Here is an 18916-nt window from a genome sequence, read left to right as displayed (position 1 = left end):
GGAGGATGGCATGATTTTAGATGAAATCGTAGAAGACAAGAAAATAAGACTTGCAGAGCAGAAAAAAAAGATCCCATTCGAAGAGATGCGCCGGATGGGAGAAGGGCAGAAAACCAGAGAGAAAGACAGCTTTTATCATGCACTGAAAAAGCCGGGGTTATCCATTATCGGTGAGTTTAAAAAGGCATCGCCGAGCCTTGGAAACATTACAAGCAAAATTGATCTGATGGAACGGATCGATGAATATAACGAATCGGTAGATGCAATCAGCTGTCTGACAGAGGAAGATCATTTTCATGGGGATGTGAAATATCTGCAGCAGATCAGAGAGCGGTCAGACCTTCCAATCATTCGGAAAGATTTTATGATCGATGAATATCAGTTCTACGAAGCCAAAGCGATTGGGGCAGATGCCGTTCTTCTGATTGCCGCCATTTTGGATGATGAGAAACTCCGGGCATTTTATCAGCTGTCAAGAGAAATGGAACTGGATGCACTGGTAGAAGTTCACGATGAATACGAGATGGAGAGGGCATTAAAGCTGGACCCAAGGATCATCGGGATCAATAACCGGAATCTGAAAGATTTTTCCATCAGTCTGGAGAACACGGCAAGGCTTCGCAGCATGGTGCCGAAAGAGAAAGTACTGATCGCTGAAAGCGGGATCGTAAAAGACGATGATGTACGCTTCCTTGCAGAGTACGAAGTATCCGGATTTTTGATCGGAAGAGCATTTATGGAAGCTGAGGAGCCAAAAGTGTTAGCAAAACACTGGAAAGAGATTTATAAGTAATCACTACATATAGAAATGAAAAGTCAGAAAGGAAAAGAAAAATGAACAGTAAAGCATATTATGGACAGTACGGTGGACAGTACGTAGCAGAATCTTTGATGAACACATTGGAAGAACTTGATCAAGCCTTTGAGGAGGCAATTCATGATCCGGAATTTATGAAGCAGTATCATTATTATCTGAAACAGTATGTAGGACGTGAGACTCCGCTTTATTATGCGGAACGTCTGAGCGAGAAGTATGGAACCAAAATATATTTAAAGAGAGAAGATTTAAATCATACCGGAGCGCATAAGATCAATAACGTAATCGGTCAGATCCTTCTTGCAAAACGTATGGGAAAGACAAAAGTGATCGCAGAAACCGGTGCCGGACAGCACGGTGTTGCGACAGCGACCGGAGCTGCACTGTTTAATATGGAATGTACCGTATATATGGGAAAAGAGGATATTGAAAGACAGAAATTAAATGTTATGCGTATGGAAATGCTTGGAGCGAAAGTGGTATCGGTAGAATCCGGAAGCAATACATTAAAAGACGCAACAAACGAAGCCATCCGTACATGGGCAAAAACAGCAGAGGATACTTTCTATATTATCGGATCTGCGGTCGGACCATATCCATATCCGAAGATGGTAAAGGAATTCCAGAGTGTGATCAGTAAAGAAGCAAGAAAACAGCATATGGAAGTAGAAGGAAGAAATCCGGATGTTGTAATGGCCTGCGTTGGTGGTGGCTCCAATTCCATCGGTATGTTTGCGGATTTCATTGATCAGAAAGAAGTAGAACTGATCGGTGTGGAGGCAGCCGGCCTTGGAGTGGAAACCGGAAAACATGCTTCTGCAATGGCAATGGGAGAACCTGGAGTACTCCATGGAATGCGGTCATATCTGCTTCAGAATGAGGATGGCAATATCCAGCTTGCACATTCAATCTCTGCGGGACTTGATTATCCGGGAGTTGGACCGGAACATGCTTATTTAAAAGACACCGGACGTGCAAAATATGTCAGCATCACAGATGTCGAGGCAATGGATGCACTGATGGAACTTTGCAAGTTAGAAGGAATCATTCCGGCAATTGAAAGTGCGCATGCCGTTGCATATGCATTTAAAAAGGCAAAAGAAATGACAATGGATCAGTCTATGATCGTTTGCCTGTCAGGACGCGGAGACAAAGATGTGAATACTATTGCAAGCTATCTTGCAGGTGAAGGATATTTGAATTAGGAGGGAAATGGAATGAATCGTATTGAAGAGAAGCTTCAGGCATTAAAAAAAGACAATAAAAAGGCGTTTATCACATATATTACAGCCGGTTTTCCGGATTACAACAAGACAAAGGAACTGATTGAGGCACAGGAAAAAGCAGGTGTTGATATTATCGAGCTTGGAATTCCGTTTTCAGATCCGGTAGCCGATGGTCCGGTTATCCAGCAGGCATCTTACGAGGCAATTCTTGGAGGAGCCAATCTTGCCAAAACATTTGACTGCATGAAAGAAATGAGAGAAGCCAACGTTCAGGTGCCGATCGTTTTTATGATGTATTACAATACGGTACTTCATTATGGGGTGGAAGCATTTGCTGCAAAATGTAAGGAATGCGGAGTAGACGGACTGATTATCCCGGATCTTCCGTTTGAGGAGCAGGAAGAATTACAGAAGGCGTTAAACGGGGCAGATGAAACGATACTGATTGAACTCGTATCACCGGTATCAAAAGACAGAGTGCCAAAGCTTCTTGAAAACGCAAGAGGCTTTGTATATTGCGTATCGGCAATGGGAGTTACCGGACAGGGCGGTGAATTCCATAAACAGGTCAAAGAATATCTTGCTTCGGTGAAAAAGGTTTCAAAGATTCCGGTTATGATGGGATTCGGAATCCGTACGGCGAAGGATGTTGCACCGATGAAAGATCTGATTGATGGTGCTATTGTAGGAACACATTTTATTGAACTGATGCGTGAGAGCAATTTTGATGCAAAAACAGCTTCTGAGTATGTAAGCACATTCAAAAAAGAACTGAATGAATTGGATTAAGAACTGGAGGAAAGATGATGAAAGAGATATTAGGCAAACTTGCAGCAGGTGAAAATTTGACAGTAGATGAGGCAAAACAGGCACAGGAAGAGATCCTGACAGGTCAGGCAACTCCGGCGCAGATTGCCTGCTTTCTCACGGCGCTTCGCATGAAAGGGGAAACATTAGATGAGATTACAGGACTTGCATCTGTGTTAAGAGACAAAGCTATGACGATTGCACCAGACGTTCCAAATCATGTGGATCTTGTGGGAACCGGCGGAGACTGCACCTATTCTTTTAATATTTCGACAACCTCTGCGTTTGTTGTTGCAGCAGCCGGTCTTCCGGTTGCAAAACATGGAAACTGTTCCATCTCATCCAAGAGCGGAGCGGGAGATGTACTTGAAGCGTTAGGAGTAAATATCAGCGCGGATCCTGAGGTTGTAAAAAAATGTGTAGAAGAAGCTGGAATCGGCTTTATGTTTGCTCCACATTTTAATCCGGCAATGAAATATGTCGGTCCGGTACGAAAAGAACTTGGATTCCGCACCGTATTTAATATTTTAGGACCAATGTCAAATCCATCCCGTGCAAAGGGCATGGTCATTGGCGTTTATGATGCAAAACTTACAAAAGTGATTGCCGGTGCAATGATGAATCTTGGTGTGGAACGCGCTTATGTGGTAAGCGGATGTGACAATATGGATGAAATTACACTGACCGGGGAAACTACCGTTTCCGAGATCAAAGATCATGAGGTACATACGTTTACCATCACACCGGAGCAGTTCGGATTTGAGCGATGCAGCCTGGAGGAACTCCAGGGAGGCGACGGAATGGTCAATGCGCAGATTACAAAAGATATTTTATCCGGAAAAGAACAGGGCGCCAAGAGAAATATTGTACTTATGAATGCAGGTGCGACCTTGTATATTGGTGGAAAAGCTGATACTATGGAGGAAGGCATTCAGATTGCCGCTGATGCGATTGACTCCGGAAAAGCATTAAAAACACTGGAGGCTCTCGTAGCAGAATCCAATAAGTAAGAGAGTGAACCAGATGATCTATTTCAATTGTGACTATACGGAGGGCTGTCATCCGGATATTTTAAAAAGACTGACAGAAACAAATATGGAACAGACGATCGGGTACGGAATGGATGAACATTGCAGACATGCCGCTGATCTGATCCAAAAAGCCTGTGATGCACCGGATGCAGATGTACATTTTCTTGTAGGTGGCACACAGACAAATGCAACGGTCATTGATGCTGCATTAAAACCATATCAGGGGATTTTGTGTGCAGAGACAGGACATATCAATGTACATGAGACTGGCGCTGTGGAGGCGTGCGGACACAAATGCATTACGTTTCCAACCAATGACGGTAAGATCGAGGCAAAGCAGATCCGTGACTATGCAAAGGAGCATTTCCGAAATGGTGGAAATGAACACATGGCACAGCCGAAGATGGTATACATTTCCACACCAACGGAACTTGGAACCATCTACCAGAAAAAAGAACTGGAAGATATTTATCAGGTATGCCGGGAGTATGGAATGTATCTGTTTGTAGATGGGGCACGTATGGGATACGGACTTGTCTGCAAACAGAATGACCTGACACTTGCAGATATTGCAGCGAATTCGGATGTGTTTTATATTGGTGGAACAAAAGTCGGAGCATTGTTTGGCGAGGCAGTTGTAATTACCAATCCGGAATTAAAACCGGATTTCCGCTATAACATCAAGCAGCATGGAGGTATGCTCGCAAAGGGGCGGCTTCTTGGAATCCAGTTTGAGACGCTGTTTGAAAATGACTTATATTTTGAGATCGCAAAAAATGCGATCCGGCAGGCGGAGCGGATCACGGAATGTCTGACCGCGCTTCAGGTTCCTTTTACCGTTACACCACAGACAAACCAGTTATTTGTTGTACTTTCGGATGAAGTCTGCGACCGGCTTTCTGAAAAATACGTTCTGGAATATCAGGAAAAATTCGATGAAACACATTCTGTCATGAGAATCTGTACCAGCTGGGCAACCCGGCAGGAGGATGTTTCACAGTTCATGGAAGATTTAAAAGAGGTGTTGTAATGAAAGATATTTTATTTATTGCAACCGGTGGAACTATTGCATCGAAAAAGTCAGAAAATGGGCTAAAACCGCAGATTAAACCGGACGAACTGCTTACCTATATTCCACAGGTAAAAAAGGTGTGCCGCGTGCATGTGGAGCAGCTTTTAAATCTGGACAGCTCCAATATCGAACCGGTGCACTGGAAGATGATGGTCGAGTGTATCCAGGAGAATTATGAGCAGTATGATGGATTTGTCATTGCACATGGAACAGATACCATGGCCTACACGGCTGCTGCATTATCTTATATGATCCAGAATTCGCAGAAACCGATCGTGATCACAGGTTCACAGAAACCAATCAACATGGATATTACTGACGCCAAGACGAATCTTCTGGATAGCTTTGTCTATGCTTCCGATGCAAAATCACAGGGCGTTCAGATTGTTTTTGATGGTAAAGTAATCGCTGGAACGCGTGCAAAAAAAGTGCGTTCCAAAAGTTATAATGCATTTTCCAGCATTGATTTTCCGTCTCTTGCAGTTATTCAGGATATGAATATCATGCGTTATATTCCAATGATCCCATATGAGGATAAGGTTCGGTTTTATACCAGAATGAACGATAATATTTTCCTGTTAAAACTGATACCCGGAATCCGGCCGGAGATTCTGCCTTTTATTTTTGAACATTATGATGCAATAGTGATCGAAAGCTTTGGAGTCGGGGGAATTCCGCATTCCATCCGTGATGCATTTTGCAAATTATGTGAAGAACATCCGGACAAGATCATTATTATGGCAACACAGGTGGCACATGAAGGTAGTGATATGACTGTGTATGAGGTCGGCAATGAAATGAAGACCATGTGTAATTTCCTTGAGACGTATGATATGACACTGGAATCCGCGATCGCCAAGACGATGTGGATGAGTGCAAACGTGGACTGGAAGCGCTTTGACAGAGAAGATATCTTTTATAAAAACATCAATTATGATGTAATTTTTGGAAAAAACAGAAAATGTTAATCAGAAATCTCTATTACAACGTTGTAGTAATAGAGATTTTTTGCGTTTGTTTTTGCTATTATTACTAAATTTGAGACGATATTTTGAGTGAATTTCCCAATTGCCAAGTAAAAAGAAATAAAATATAATAAATACGAAAAAAAACGAAAATTTCGAATTCGCAAAGTAAGGAACACAGGAATATGAAACAAAACAAAGTAAATTATGAATTTGATGAAGCCTTTGACAAAAAGTTCTACTATAACGGGGATGATCTTGGCGCTGTCTATACAGTGGAAAAGACGAACTTCCGGCTATGGGCACCGACCGCAGAAAGCGTGGTACTTTGTCTGTTTGAACAGGGAGACGGAGAATGCCTGCTTGCAGAATATCCGATGCAGCAGTCGGAACATGGAACCTGGGTATATGAGTATCTGGGAGATCTGGAAGGCAGATATTATACCTATCTTGTGAAATGCGGCGGGGGAGAGAAGGAAACGATCGATCCTTATGCGAAAGCGGCCGGAGTGAATGGAAAACGTGCTATGGTAACCGATCTGAAAAAGACAGATCCAGCTGGATTCGATAAAGATCATGGACCGGCACTTTTACATAATACGGATGCTGTGATCTGCGAGATTTCCATTGCGGATACAACGGCCGATGCTTCATGCCACGCAGAATATCCGGGAAAATATCTGGGACTGACAGAAAGTAACACCGTAAATGACGAAGGAATGGCAACCGGAACCGATCATCTGAAGGAACTGGGAGTCACACATGTACAGATTATGCCATCGTTTGACTTTGGAAGCATTGATGAATCGGATCTTTCGGATCATCCTTATAACTGGGGATATGATCCACTGAATTATAATGTGCCGGAGGGCTCATTTGCAACCGATCCGTATCATGGTGAGGTAAGAATCCGTGAGTACAAACAGATGGTGCAGCATTTCCACCAAAATGGCATTGGCGTTATTATGGATGTTGTGTTTAATCATACCCATAATATTGAGGACAGCTGTTTCCAGAAGACGGTTCCAGATTATTTCTACAGAAAAGATGGGGAGCAGTATTCGGATGCATCTGCATGTGGAAATGAGATCGCATCGGAGCGGGCAATGGTTCGCAAATATATTGTGGATTCCGTATGCTACTGGGCAAAAGAGTATCACATTGACGGATACCGCTTTGATCTGATGGGATGTCTGGACATTGAAACCATGCAGCAGGTATATGATGAACTTAAGAAAATCAATCCGGATATCATTGTATATGGTGAGGGGTGGACCGGAGGAGATTCTACACTTCCGGTCGATCAAAGATCGTTAAAGGTCAATATCCCGAAACTGCATGGTGTCGGAGCGTTTTCCGATGACATCCGTGACAATATCAGAGGCCATGTTTTCTATGATGAAGAAAAAGGATATGTAAGCGGCGTACAGGGAAAAGAAAATGCAATCCGTTATTCAGTTGCCGGAGCATGCCGGCATCCACAGGTTGATTACAAGGCATATGAGTATACCAAATCCGGTGCCTGGGCGAAAAATCCGGTGGACACGATCAATTATGTATCCTGTCATGACAATTTGACATTGTGGGATAAAATGAGTATTTCCTGCAGGGAAGAGGATGAAGAGACAAGAATCAGAATGTGCAGGCTTGCGGCATCGATTGTATTTACGTCACAGGGAGTTCCGTTTTTCCTTCAGGGAGAGGAATTTTTACGCAGCAAACCAATTGAGGGAAGACCTGGTGAAGTATCTTCGAACAGCTATAATCTGCCATTATATACAAACGGTTTAAGATATGACCTGTTGTCTTGCAATAAAGAAGTATTTGAGTATTATAAGGGTTTGATCGCATTCCGAAAAGCGCATAAAGGTCTGCGCATGGCAACACAGAAAGAAGTGGAAGAACATCTGGTGTTTTTCTCAGATAAAGCAAAGAACGTTGTTTCATTCATCATTCAGGATGAAAAAGAACAGATTTTTGTTGCGTACAATGCTAATAAAGATGCAGTTGGGATCAGCCTTCCGGAAGGAGAAGCATGGAATCTCTGCGTGGATGGTGTAAAAGCAGGCAATGATACGCTGCAACAGATATCCTCCGGTACATATGAGATTCCGGGAATTGCCTGTATTGCAGCGTATCGTTCCTGAAATGCTGTATTATAATGTGGATTTGTTGATGTAGTTTGTTTTGTATTTGGAGTAAATGATCTTCTGGCTGCGGTAGAGTCCAAAGTATCCGGATAACATATAGCTTAATGCTACAGATAAGAGGAAATATGGCATACCGTCGTAACCGAATAATTCAAAACTGATTAAAAGTGATGAAATCGGGCAGTTTGTAACACCGCAGAATACGGCGGTCATTCCGACAGCAGTACATAAAGTTGGGGAAAAACCGAAGGCCAGTCCAAACAGGCAGCCGAACGCGGCACCGATGAAGAAGGATGGAACGATTTCCCCGCCTTTATATCCGGCACCGAGTGTACATGCCGTGAAAATGATCTTCAGAAGAAAAGCTTCCGGGCGTACAGAACCATCGATACACTGGGCGATAATATTGATTCCGGTTCCGTTGTAATTCTGGTTTCCGACTAGAAGTGTCAGAAACAATACAATACAGCCGCCGACAAAGACACGCAGATACGGGTTCTGGAAAAACTTCTTATAAAGATGTTCGCTTTCGTGTAATGCCACACAGAATAAAATACTTACGAGCGCACAGAGCACGGCAAGAATGGAAATGCGGACAGAATTACCGACGGAAAAAGCCGGAATATCCGTAATCAGGAACATTTCGTTGGATACACCGAAAGAATATGCGATTCCATGTGCAATCAGAGAACTGATCACGCACGGAACGAGAGCGGCGTAATACATAACGCCGACACTGACAACTTCCATAGGGAAGATCGCTGCAGCCATTGGAGTTCCAAATAATGCGGAGAATGCCGCACTCATGCCGCACATGATCATGACATGTTTGTCTTTTTCATCAAAGTGAAAAAGCTTGCCAAGTGTATTTCCGAGGCTTCCTCCCATCTGAAGAGCAGCACCCTCTCTTCCAGCAGAACCGCCAAGCAGATGGGTGATTAACGTCGAAATGAAGATCAGTGGTGCCATCCGGAACGGAAGCTCATCATCGGAATGAATGGCGGAAAGAACCAGATTGGTACCGGTGTCTTTTTCATCGTGGAGCATATGATAGAGTGCGACGATCGCGAGACCTCCGATCGGGAGGAAAAAGATCAGCCACGGATTTTGTGTGCGCACAACGGTTACAAGCGACATGCCAAAATAGAAGGCAGTACCGCAAAGTCCGACGATGATTCCGACCAGGATCGCAAAGATGATCCATTTGACGGAAGTGATTGCACGTTTTAAATTATGCTGCATTTTATGTTTTATCTGATCGTTCATTAGATTGTCCTCTTTTCGAATTCTGATATATAACATAATAGTAGCATTGCAAATTGCATTTTACAATGGTTTTCCAGGGTTTTGGGTTGTCCGATTCGTCAATTCTCATAAAAAAAACTTACGAAAATTAGCGAAAAAGTAGAAAAAGAAAGAAATTATTGAAATACCTACCGGAAAAAACTATACTGTTTTTAATTGGATGAAAACGTTCCCAGTGGGATGAATACATACGAAAAATGAAATTGTGTTTCAGGAGGAATATAATAATGAGAACAAGTGGTGTCTTAATGCCGATATCTTCACTGCCATCACCATATGGTATTGGAACAATGGGAAAAGCAGCGAGAAAATTTATTGATTTTCTGGATAAGTCAGGTCAGACTTACTGGCAGATACTTCCAATCTGTCCAACCAGTTATGGAGATTCTCCATATCAGTCATTTTCAAGCTTTGCAGGTAATCCGTATTTTATCGATCTCGAATATCTCTGCAAAGACGGACTGTTAAAGAAGAGTGAATGTGAATCTTTCGACTGGGGCGGAAGTGAGAAGTACGTAGATTATGGAACCATGTATGAGTCCAGATATGCACTCTTAAAGAAAGCATATGCGAGATTCGAGAAAAAGCTCCCGGATGATTATAAGGAATTCTGCAAAAATGAGGCTGAATGGTTAGAGGAATATGCGTTATTCATGGCTTTAAAAGATGCAAATGACGGTGTTGCTTGGCTGGAGTGGGAGAAAGATCTGAAATTCCGCAAACCGGAAGCGATTGATGCAGCAAAGAAGAAGTATGCACAGGACATTGAATTTTACTGCATGCTCCAGTATCTGTTCTTTAAACAGTGGAAAGAATTAAAAGCATATGCGAACGGTAAAGGAATCGAGATCATCGGTGATGTTCCAATCTATGTTGCACTTGACAGTGCTGATGTATGGGCAAACCCGACACAGTTCTACCTGAACAAAGACCTTGATCCGATCGAAGTGGCAGGATGCCCTCCGGATGCATTTTCAGAAGACGGACAGCTCTGGGGCAATCCGTTATTCCGCTGGGATGTCATGAAAAAAGACGATTATGCATGGTGGACAAAACGTATTTCCGCTATGGCAGATCTGTATGATATCGTAAGAATCGATCATTTCAGAGGATTTGATTCCTACTATGCAATTCCGGCAAAGGATGACACTGCGAAAAACGGAAAGTGGAAAGAGGGACCTGGAATGGACCTTTTCCGTGCACTTGAGAAAAAACTTGGAAAGCTTCCGATTATCGTGGAGGATCTTGGATTTTTAACTCCGTCGGTACATAAACTGCTCAAAGATTCCGGATTCCCGGGAATGAAGGTAATCCAGTTCGCATTTGATTCCAGAGAAGACAGCGATTATCTTCCACATAACTATCCAGAGCACTGCGTGGTTTATACCGGAACACATGATAATGATACCTGCATGGGCTGGATGAAAACTGCACCGAAACAGGCTGTAAAATACGCGAAAGAATACTTAAACCTCACAAAAGAAGAGGGATATAACTGGGGAATGATGAGAGGTGCATGGTCATCTGTAGCAGAGATGGCAATCGTTCCAATGCAGGATCTCATCGGACTTGGTTCTGAAGCCCGGATCAACACTCCGTCTACCATTGGTAACAACTGGAAATGGCGTGCAACTGAGGAGCAGATCAATACAAAGCTTGCAAAGAGATTATATAAATACATGGTTATGTATGGCCGCGAGCGCAAAAAAGAAGAAACCGAAGAAAAATAGCATAATAAGAACACCCCTTCCATATATTTATTGTAAATGAGGAAGGGGTATTTTTATGGACAAAAATACAAACAGTGAATTTAACCTGTACAAAGACATTCAGGGGCGGACAGATGGAGAAATCTATATTGGCGTTGTGGGCCCCGTAAGAACCGGAAAATCCACATTCATTAAACGGTTTATGGATATATGCGTGATTCCGATGATGGAAGACGGAGGAGCAAAGGAAAGACTGATCGATGAACTTCCCCAGTCTGCCCAGGGAAAAACGATTATGACAACCGAACCGAAATTCATTCCACAGGAAGCAGCGCAGGTGACACTTGAAGATGGAAGCAGCATCCGTATGCGGATGATCGATTGTGTGGGATTTATGGTGGATGGTGCGAGCGGACACATGGAAGGTAATGGAGAGCGCATGGTGAAAACACCGTGGTCAGAGGAAGAGATTCCATTTGTAGATGCAGCGAGAATCGGAACTCAGAAGGTGATCCATGAGCATGCAACAATCGGTGTTGTGGTTACAACCGATGGAACTGTGGGGGAGATTCCAAGGGAAAATTATCTTGCGGCAGAAAAACAGACAATCGATGAGATCAGTGGGATCGGAAAACCGTTTGTCATTGTTTTAAACTGCGAACGTCCGTACAGTGAGGAAACAAGGAATCTGAAAGATCAGATGGAGCAGGAGTATCAGGCTCCGGTTATTCCGGTAAACTGTAAACAGATGCGGAAAGAAGATATTAACCGGATATTAGAGGCAATGCTTTATGAATTTCCGGTATCGAATGTGGCATTTTTTATTCCAAGATGGACAGAAATGCTTTCATCTGAACATTGGGTAAAGAAAATGCTGATCAACCGTGCACGGGAAATCATGGGGAATATGATCCGGATGCGGGATGTATATCAGGATACATGGAAAACAGAACAAAGTTCAGATGTGGAAGGAACACCCGGACCGGTTACCAGGGAAGAAATTAAAAACGTTTCGCTTGAACAGGGTACCGTAGCACTGGCAATGGAAGTAGACGAAAAATATTATTATCAGAATATCAGTGAGATGACCGGAATACCGATTGAAGGGGAATATCAGCTGATCGCTATGGTGAAGGAACTTGCTGCCATGAAACAGGAATATGAGCAGGTAAAGGACGCAATGGATTCCGTACATATGAAAGGATATGGCGTGGTGATGCCAAAGCTTTCAGATATTAAAATGGAGAATCCGGTTCTGATCCGCCATGGCAATAAATTTGGCGTCAAGATCAATGCAATTTCGCCTTCGATACATATGATCAGGGCAAATATTGAAACGGAGATCGCCCCGATCGTCGGAAGCGAGGAACAGGCACAGGATCTGATCGATTATATCAAAAAGGGAGAGGAAAGCCAGGAGGGAATCTGGACAACGAATATTTTTGGAAAATCCGTGGGAGAACTTATGGAAGACGGAATCAAAAATAAGATCGCACTGATGGATGATGAATGCCAGATGAAGCTTCAGGATACGATGCAGAAAATCGTGAATGACAGCAATGGGGGAATGATCTGCATTATCATATAACACATTTAAGGAGTTCCTATTTGCCGATTTTTCTGGTATAATTTTATAAATTACAAAGGGGGAATTTTAATGAATCCGGTATATGATAAACTGATGAAATGCTATGCATGTTTTCAGGAAAAAACGAAGTTCAGACCACGTGTCGCACTGGTTTTAGGTTCGGGACTGGGAGATTATGCGAAAGACATCCGGGTTGTGGAGACACTTGACTATCATGAGATAGAAGGTTTTCCGGTTTCTACGGTACCTGGACACAAAGGCAGGTTTATTTTTGGATATGTAGGAGATGATCCGGTTGTCTGCATGCAGGGGCGTGTCCATTACTATGAGGGATATGCAATGGAGGATGTGGTTCTTCCAATCCGTCTGATGAAGCTGATGGGGGCAGAAGTATTGTTTTTGACGAATGCAGCAGGAGGAATCAGGCAGGGCATGCAGGCGGGGGATTTTATGCTCCTGACAGGACAGATTGCTTCTTTCGTTCCATCCCCGTTGATCGGAACAAATATTGACGAGCTGGGACCTCGCTTTCCGGATATGAGCCAGGTGTATGATCGTGCATTGCAGAAGATCGTAAGAAAAACAGCAATGCAGCTGGATATTCCGCTTCAGGAAGGCTGTTATGTCCAGCTGACAGGACCACAGTATGAAACACCGCAGGAAATTGCCATGCTCAGGACACTTGGCGCTGATGCTGTCGGAATGAGTACCGCGTGTGAGGCAGTTGCTGCAAAACATATGGGAATGCGGATCGTCGGGATATCCTGCATATCCAATCTGGCCTGCGGAATCTCTCCGGTTCCGCTGAGCCATAAGGAAGTACAGGAGACCGCAGACCGGGTGGCTCCGCAATTTAAAAAACTGGTAACGGAAACCATATTGGAGATTGGCAGAATACAATAGGAGAACATATGAATATTCGTTTTTATAATGCAAAGATCCTGATCTCGGAGCCGGATCATAAATTCCGGATCGAGGAAGGAGAACTTTGGGTCAAAGGGAACAGGATCTGTTATATTGGGGACGGCGAGGACGTTACGGATGTGTGCGGACCGGATGAGATACTGATCTGGGAGCGAGAAATTGATGTAAAAGGCAATTTGTTAATGCCGGGATTTAAAGATGCACATACACATACGGCAATGACGTTTTTAAGATCCTATGCAGACGATCTTCCACTTCAGGAATGGCTGAATGAGAAGGTGTTTCCAAACGAAGCCAGATTAAAGGAACAGGATCCGTATCCACTGAATATACTTGGAATTATGGAATACCTTACTTCCGGGATCACGGCGGATTTTGATATGTATCCATATCCGATGATTACAGCAAAGGCAGCTGTGGATTGCGGATTCCGGTCGGTAATTACCTCGGGATTTAATGATTTTGTGTCGTCAATCGGACAAATGGAAGAGGAGTATCACCAGATTAATGAGCTGAGCGAGCTGACAAGCTTTATACTTGGATTCCATGCAGAATATACAACCTCAGGGAAGCATATGGAGGAACTTGCAGATCTGGCAAACCGCCTGAAGACGCCAGTCTGGACGCACAATTCGGAAACAAAGCGGGAAATGGCAGAATGCCAAAAGCGCTGGGGCAAAACACCGACACAGTTTATGGAATCCATAGGAATGTATGAATATGGTGGCGGCGGTTATCATTGTATCTGGTTTGACGATGAAGATTTTGAAATATTCCGGAAACATCATATGAGCGTTGTTACAAATCCGGCATCGAATCTGAAGCTGGCGAGCGGGATTGCTCCGGTCAAACGTTTTCTGGACGAGCATATCAATGTCGGGATTGGAACCGATGGACCGGCAAGTAATAACTGCCTGGATATGTTCCGGGAAATGTTTCTGGTATCCGGGCTTGCAAAGCTGAGAGAAGAGGATGCAGCCTGTGTTGGCGCAGAAGAGATCCTCTATATGGCGGTTACCGGAGGGGCACATGCAATGGAACTTTGGGATTGCGACTGTCTGGCAAAAGGAAAAAAGGCGGATCTTATCATGATTGATTTAAACCAGCCGAATATGCAGCCGGAAAATAATCTTGTGACCAATCTGGTATACAGTGGAAGCAAGCAGAATGTAAAAATGACTATGATCAACGGCGTGATACGGTATGAAGACGGACAGTTTTTCATTGGACAGGATCCGAAAGAAATATACCGGCAGGCAAACGCAATTATTGACAGAATGAAATAGGACAGAGGAAAAAGATATGCTGGTTCGATTTATACACCACAGCTGTTTTGTTGCAGAAACAGACAGCAAGGTGCTGATATTTGATTATTTTGAAGGTGACCGTGTGAATGGATACCATTTTAACGGAAAAATTCCAGAGTATGACAGGAATACGCCAATCTATATGTTTGCAAGCCACAGTCACAGGGATCATTTTGATATGGATATTCTCCGCTGGACGGAAAAATATCCCAATATAAAATATATTTTGTCAAAGGACATACGGATAAGTCCGAACTTCCTGAAAAAGCATAAAATTGATCCAAAGGTACGGGAGCGGATACTTTTTGTGGCACCGGCTGCGGAATATGAGCTGGATGACATGAAGATCCGGACACTCCGGTCAACGGATGCGGGAGTGGCATATTATGTCCAGACAGACGGGACAGGCATTTATCATGCCGGAGATCTGAATATGTGGGTCTGGGACGGAGCCGGTGACCTGATCAACGGTCAGGTGAAGTCATTATACCGTTCCCAGATCCGGAAACTGGAGGAACTTCCGATCGAGGCTGCATTTGTTCCGATGGATCCAAGACTTGGCAGAAATGAATTCCTTGGGATTGATTATTTTATGAAAAACACAGAGTGTGAACATGTTTTTCCGATGCACATGTGGCAGGACTACAGTGGAATTGCCAGATACAAAAAGCGTATCACAAACCGGGATATGGCGGATCGGATCATGGACATCACGGAAGAAAACCAGCAATTTATTCTGTAGAAGATCTGATAAATGGAATCGTTACTTGAATTATGAAAAAACATCATATATAATATTAAAGTTATAAGCAGAGGGAAAGCTTATGCATACAGGGAGGGATTACTATGATCGCATTTTTGGGATGGGTTGTTCATTATCTTATTGTGTTAGTTGTACTGGCTGTATTTGCAGGACTTGGTCTTACAATCGGCATTAAACTGCGCAAAAAGAAGGATGCAAAAGAAGCTCAGATGACAGATACTGTTGATCAGGCAGTTGAAGATAAATAAAACCAAGATATTTTGGAGGAATTCACATTATGAAGAAGAGTTATGGCGTAAACGAATTACGTCGGATGTACCTGCAATTTTTTGAAAGCAAGGGACATCTTGCAATGAAAAGCTTTTCATTAGTACCACACAATGATAACAGCTTATTATTAATTAATGCTGGTATGGCACCATTGAAACCATATTTTACAGGACAGGAGATTCCACCTCGCAGAAGAGTGACAACCTGTCAGAAATGTGTGCGTACCGGAGATATTGAGAATGTTGGTAAGACAGCACGACACCTTACATTTTTTGAAATGCTGGGTAACTTCTCATTTGGAGATTATTTTAAGCACGAGGCCATTGCGTGGTCATGGGAGTTCCTGACACAGGTTCTCGGACTTGAAGAGGATCGTTTATATCCTTCTATTTATGGAGAGGATGAAGAGGCATTTGATATCTGGACCAAGGAGATCGGAGTGCCTGCAGACCGCATTACACGTTTCTACAGAGACCCGGAGACGGGAGAATGCGACAACTTCTGGGAGCATGGTGCTGGTCCTTGTGGTCCATGTTCAGAGATCTATTATGACCGCGGAGAGAAATACGGATGCGGCAGCCCGGATTGTAAAGTAGGCTGCGACTGTGACCGTTTTATGGAAGTATGGAACAACGTATTTACACAGTTTGAAGGCGATGGCAAGGGCGGATATACAGAACTTGCCCAGAAGAACATTGATACCGGAATGGGACTGGAACGTCTTGCAGTTGTAATGCAGGATGTCGATTCTGTATTTGATATTGATACAATGAAAGCAATCCGTGACAGTGTATGTGCAATGTCTGGAAAGAAATATCAGGTGGATGCACTGGATGATGTTTCTATCCGTCTGATTACAGATCATATCCGTTCTTCCACATTTATGGTTTCTGATGGAATCATGCCATCAAATGAAGGACGTGGATATGTACTTCGCCGTCTGATCCGCCGTGCAGCACGTCATGGAAGAATGCTTGGCATTGATGGCTTATTCCTTGCCAGACTGTCTGAGACAGTAATCAATGAAAGTAAAGACGGATATCCGGAACTGGAAGAGAAGAAAGACTTTATCTTCAAAGTTCTGACACAGGAAGAAGAAAAATTCAATAAGACGATCGATCAGGGCCTTGCAATCTTAAATGATATGCAGGATGAGATGAGCAAAAACGGAAGTAAGGTGCTCTCCGGAGAGAATACATTCAAGCTTTATGATACCTATGGATTCCCGGTAGACCTGACAGCTGAGATCCTGGAAGAAAAGGGATTCTCATACGATGAAGCCGGATTTAAAGCATGCATGGACGAGCAGAGAGAAAAAGCACGTAAGGCACGTAAGACGACAAACTACATGGGGGCAGATGTTACCGTTTATGAGTCGATTGACCCTTCCATTACAACAGAATTTGTTGGATATGATAAGCTTACAGCCAAATCCGAGATTTCGGTCCTGACAACAGAGTCAGAAATCGTAGAGGCATTAAGTGACGGAGAGATCGGAACTGTTATAGTAAAAGAGACCCCATTTTATGCAACCATGGGTGGACAGCAGGGAGATAAAGGTATTATCAAGACGGCTTCCGGTGAATTTAAAGTAGAAGATACAGTAAAACTTTTAGGTGGAAAAGTCGGACATATTGGTAAGATGATCTGTGGAATGATAAAAACCGGAGATCAGGCAGAACTGATGGTTGATGAAAAACTCCGCAGCCAGACATGCAAAAACCATTCTGCAACACATCTGTTACAGAAAGCACTTCGAATCGTACTTGGTACACATGTTGAACAGGCAGGATCTTATCAGGACAATGAAAGAACACGTTTTGACTTCAGCCATTTCCAGGCTATGACAGCAGATGAGATTGCAAGAGTTGAGCAGATCGTGAATGACGAGATTGCAGCAGCACTTCCTGTTGAAACTGCGATTATGTCAGTGGATGAAGCAAAAAAGACCGGTGCAATGGCTTTATTTGGTGAGAAATACGGCGAGAAGGTACGCGTTGTTTCTATGGGCGATTTCTCGAAAGAGTTCTGCGGCGGTACACATGTAAAGAACACATCAGAGATCACTGCATTCAAGATTATTTCAGAAAGTGGTGTGGCTGCCGGTGTACGTCGAATTGAAGCACTGACCGGAGATAATGTGTTCGCATATTACAAACACATGGAAGAAGAACTGAATACAGCAGCTAAAACGGTGAAAGCAACACCGGCTAATCTGGTAGAACGTCTGGAACATCTGATGGCTGAAATGAAAGCACTTCAGAGCGAGAATGAGTCATTAAAGAGTAAGGCAGCAAAAGACGCACTTGGTGATGTTATGGATCAGGTAACAGAAGTAAAAGGCGTAAAACTCCTTGCAGCTTCTGTTGACGGAGTGGATATGAACGGACTTCGTGAACTTGGCGATCAGCTGAAAGAGAAACTTGGAGAAGGCGTTGTAGTACTTGCTTCTGCTAATGAAGGCAAAGTAAATCTCATTGCAATGGCAACAGACGGAGCCATGAAACAGGGAGCACATGCAGGTAACCTTATCAAAGCGATCGCAGCAAAAGTCGGCGGTGGCGGTGGCGGACGTCCGAATATGGCTCAGGCAGGCGGAAAGAACCCTGCAGGTATTCCGGATGCAATCGCAGAAGCCAAAAATGCACTCGAAGGTATGCTGAAATAAATAATTTTTCAGTATTTACGAAAAAACTATTGACAAATAGGAATATTTTGATAAAATCTTTACTAGTGCAATAAAGATTACCTTACAGTTGATGCACAATACGCAACTGGAGGGAGGTTAGGTGTGAGATAATGTCTAGTGTAATTGTAAAAGAAAACGAGACTTTAGATAGCGCTTTACGTAGATTTAAAAGAAACTGCGCTAAAGCTGGTATCCAGCAGGAGATTCGTAAGAGAGAACATTACGAAAAACCAAGCGTAAAACGTAAGAAAAAATCTGAAGCAGCAAGAAAAAGAAAATACAATTAATCAAAC

General features: G+C 43.3%; 16 protein-coding genes. 15 read left to right on the top strand and 1 reads right to left on the bottom strand.

The annotated features are described in order from the left end of the window. Window positions 1-10: 10 nt before the first annotated feature. The 7 genes from trpC to pulA all read left to right on the top strand — a co-directional run bounded on the left by trpC (window position 11) and on the right by pulA (window position 8065). Complete coding sequence (gene trpC / locus FYJ75_RS06095; RefSeq protein ID WP_154429576.1) at window positions 11-793, top strand: indole-3-glycerol phosphate synthase TrpC; 783 nt, start codon at window positions 11-13, stop codon at window positions 791-793. Window positions 794-834: 41 nt separating this feature from the next. Continuing rightward, window positions 835-2022, top strand: coding sequence for a tryptophan synthase subunit beta (gene trpB / locus FYJ75_RS06090; protein ID WP_154429575.1), 1188 nt, complete (start codon window positions 835-837; stop codon window positions 2020-2022). 12 nt (window positions 2023-2034) lie between these two features. Beyond that, complete coding sequence (gene trpA, locus FYJ75_RS06085; protein WP_154429574.1) at window positions 2035-2832, top strand: tryptophan synthase subunit alpha; 798 nt, start codon at window positions 2035-2037, stop codon at window positions 2830-2832. 17 nt (window positions 2833-2849) lie between these two features. Beyond that, window positions 2850-3860 carry an anthranilate phosphoribosyltransferase gene (gene trpD, locus FYJ75_RS06080; protein WP_154429573.1) on the top strand — a complete coding sequence of 337 codons (1011 nt, stop codon included), beginning with the start codon at window positions 2850-2852 and terminating at the stop codon, window positions 3858-3860. Between the two features lie 13 nt (window positions 3861-3873). Beyond that, complete coding sequence (locus tag FYJ75_RS06075) at window positions 3874-4911, top strand: threonine aldolase family protein (protein ID WP_154429572.1); 1038 nt, start codon at window positions 3874-3876, stop codon at window positions 4909-4911. Continuing rightward, window positions 4911-5921: an asparaginase gene (locus FYJ75_RS06070; RefSeq protein ID WP_154429571.1), complete on the top strand. Its 1011-nt coding sequence runs from the start codon at window positions 4911-4913 to the stop codon at window positions 5919-5921. Before FYJ75_RS06075 ends, FYJ75_RS06070 begins: the two co-directional genes overlap by 1 nt. Window positions 5922-6103: 182 nt before the next feature. Next, window positions 6104-8065 (top strand): type I pullulanase, encoded by a 1962-nt coding sequence (gene pulA, locus FYJ75_RS06065; protein WP_154429570.1) that lies wholly within the window; start codon window positions 6104-6106, stop codon window positions 8063-8065. A 9-nt stretch (window positions 8066-8074) separates the two neighbouring features. Here the strand turns inward: pulA and FYJ75_RS06060 are convergent, their stop codons facing one another. Next, window positions 8075-9334, bottom strand: coding sequence for a chloride channel protein (locus FYJ75_RS06060; RefSeq protein WP_154429569.1), 1260 nt, complete (start codon window positions 9332-9334; stop codon window positions 8075-8077). A 236-nt stretch (window positions 9335-9570) separates the two neighbouring features. Between FYJ75_RS06060 and malQ the strand changes: the two genes are divergently transcribed. The 8 genes from malQ to rpsU all read left to right on the top strand — a co-directional run bounded on the left by malQ (window position 9571) and on the right by rpsU (window position 18910). Beyond that, on the top strand, window positions 9571-11103 hold the full coding sequence (gene malQ, locus FYJ75_RS06055) for a 4-alpha-glucanotransferase (RefSeq protein ID WP_268878581.1): 1533 nt from the start codon (window positions 9571-9573) through the stop codon (window positions 11101-11103). 55 nt (window positions 11104-11158) lie between these two features. Then, a complete protein-coding gene (gene spoIVA / locus FYJ75_RS06050; RefSeq protein WP_154429567.1) occupies window positions 11159-12670 on the top strand; it encodes a stage IV sporulation protein A in 1512 nt (503 codons plus the stop codon). A 69-nt stretch (window positions 12671-12739) separates the two neighbouring features. Beyond that, on the top strand, window positions 12740-13573 hold the full coding sequence (locus FYJ75_RS06045) for a purine-nucleoside phosphorylase (protein WP_154429566.1): 834 nt from the start codon (window positions 12740-12742) through the stop codon (window positions 13571-13573). Window positions 13574-13581: 8 nt separating this feature from the next. Further along, window positions 13582-14880 carry an amidohydrolase family protein gene (locus FYJ75_RS06040; RefSeq protein ID WP_154429565.1) on the top strand — a complete coding sequence of 433 codons (1299 nt, stop codon included), beginning with the start codon at window positions 13582-13584 and terminating at the stop codon, window positions 14878-14880. A gap of 16 nt (window positions 14881-14896) precedes the next feature. Then, a complete protein-coding gene (locus tag FYJ75_RS06035; protein WP_154429564.1) occupies window positions 14897-15643 on the top strand; it encodes an MBL fold metallo-hydrolase in 747 nt (248 codons plus the stop codon). Between the two features lie 104 nt (window positions 15644-15747). Continuing rightward, on the top strand, window positions 15748-15912 hold the full coding sequence (locus tag FYJ75_RS06030; RefSeq protein WP_154429563.1) for a vanadium nitrogenase: 165 nt from the start codon (window positions 15748-15750) through the stop codon (window positions 15910-15912). A 29-nt stretch (window positions 15913-15941) separates the two neighbouring features. Then, entirely contained in the window at window positions 15942-18602 is a 2661-nt protein-coding gene (alaS, locus tag FYJ75_RS06025) for an alanine--tRNA ligase (protein WP_154429562.1), read from the top strand. 131 nt (window positions 18603-18733) lie between these two features. After that, the gene (rpsU, locus tag FYJ75_RS06020) at window positions 18734-18910 is read left to right on the top strand and encodes a 30S ribosomal protein S21 (protein WP_006856185.1); all 177 of its coding nucleotides are present in this window, start codon (window positions 18734-18736) and stop codon (window positions 18908-18910) included. Window positions 18911-18916 lie beyond the last annotated feature (6 nt).

It is taken from the genome of Roseburia porci (genome assembly GCF_009695765.1).
GTDB classification, from domain to species: Bacteria; Bacillota; Clostridia; order Lachnospirales; family Lachnospiraceae; genus Roseburia; species Roseburia porci.
This window is presented reverse-complemented; position numbering and strand designations above follow the sequence as displayed.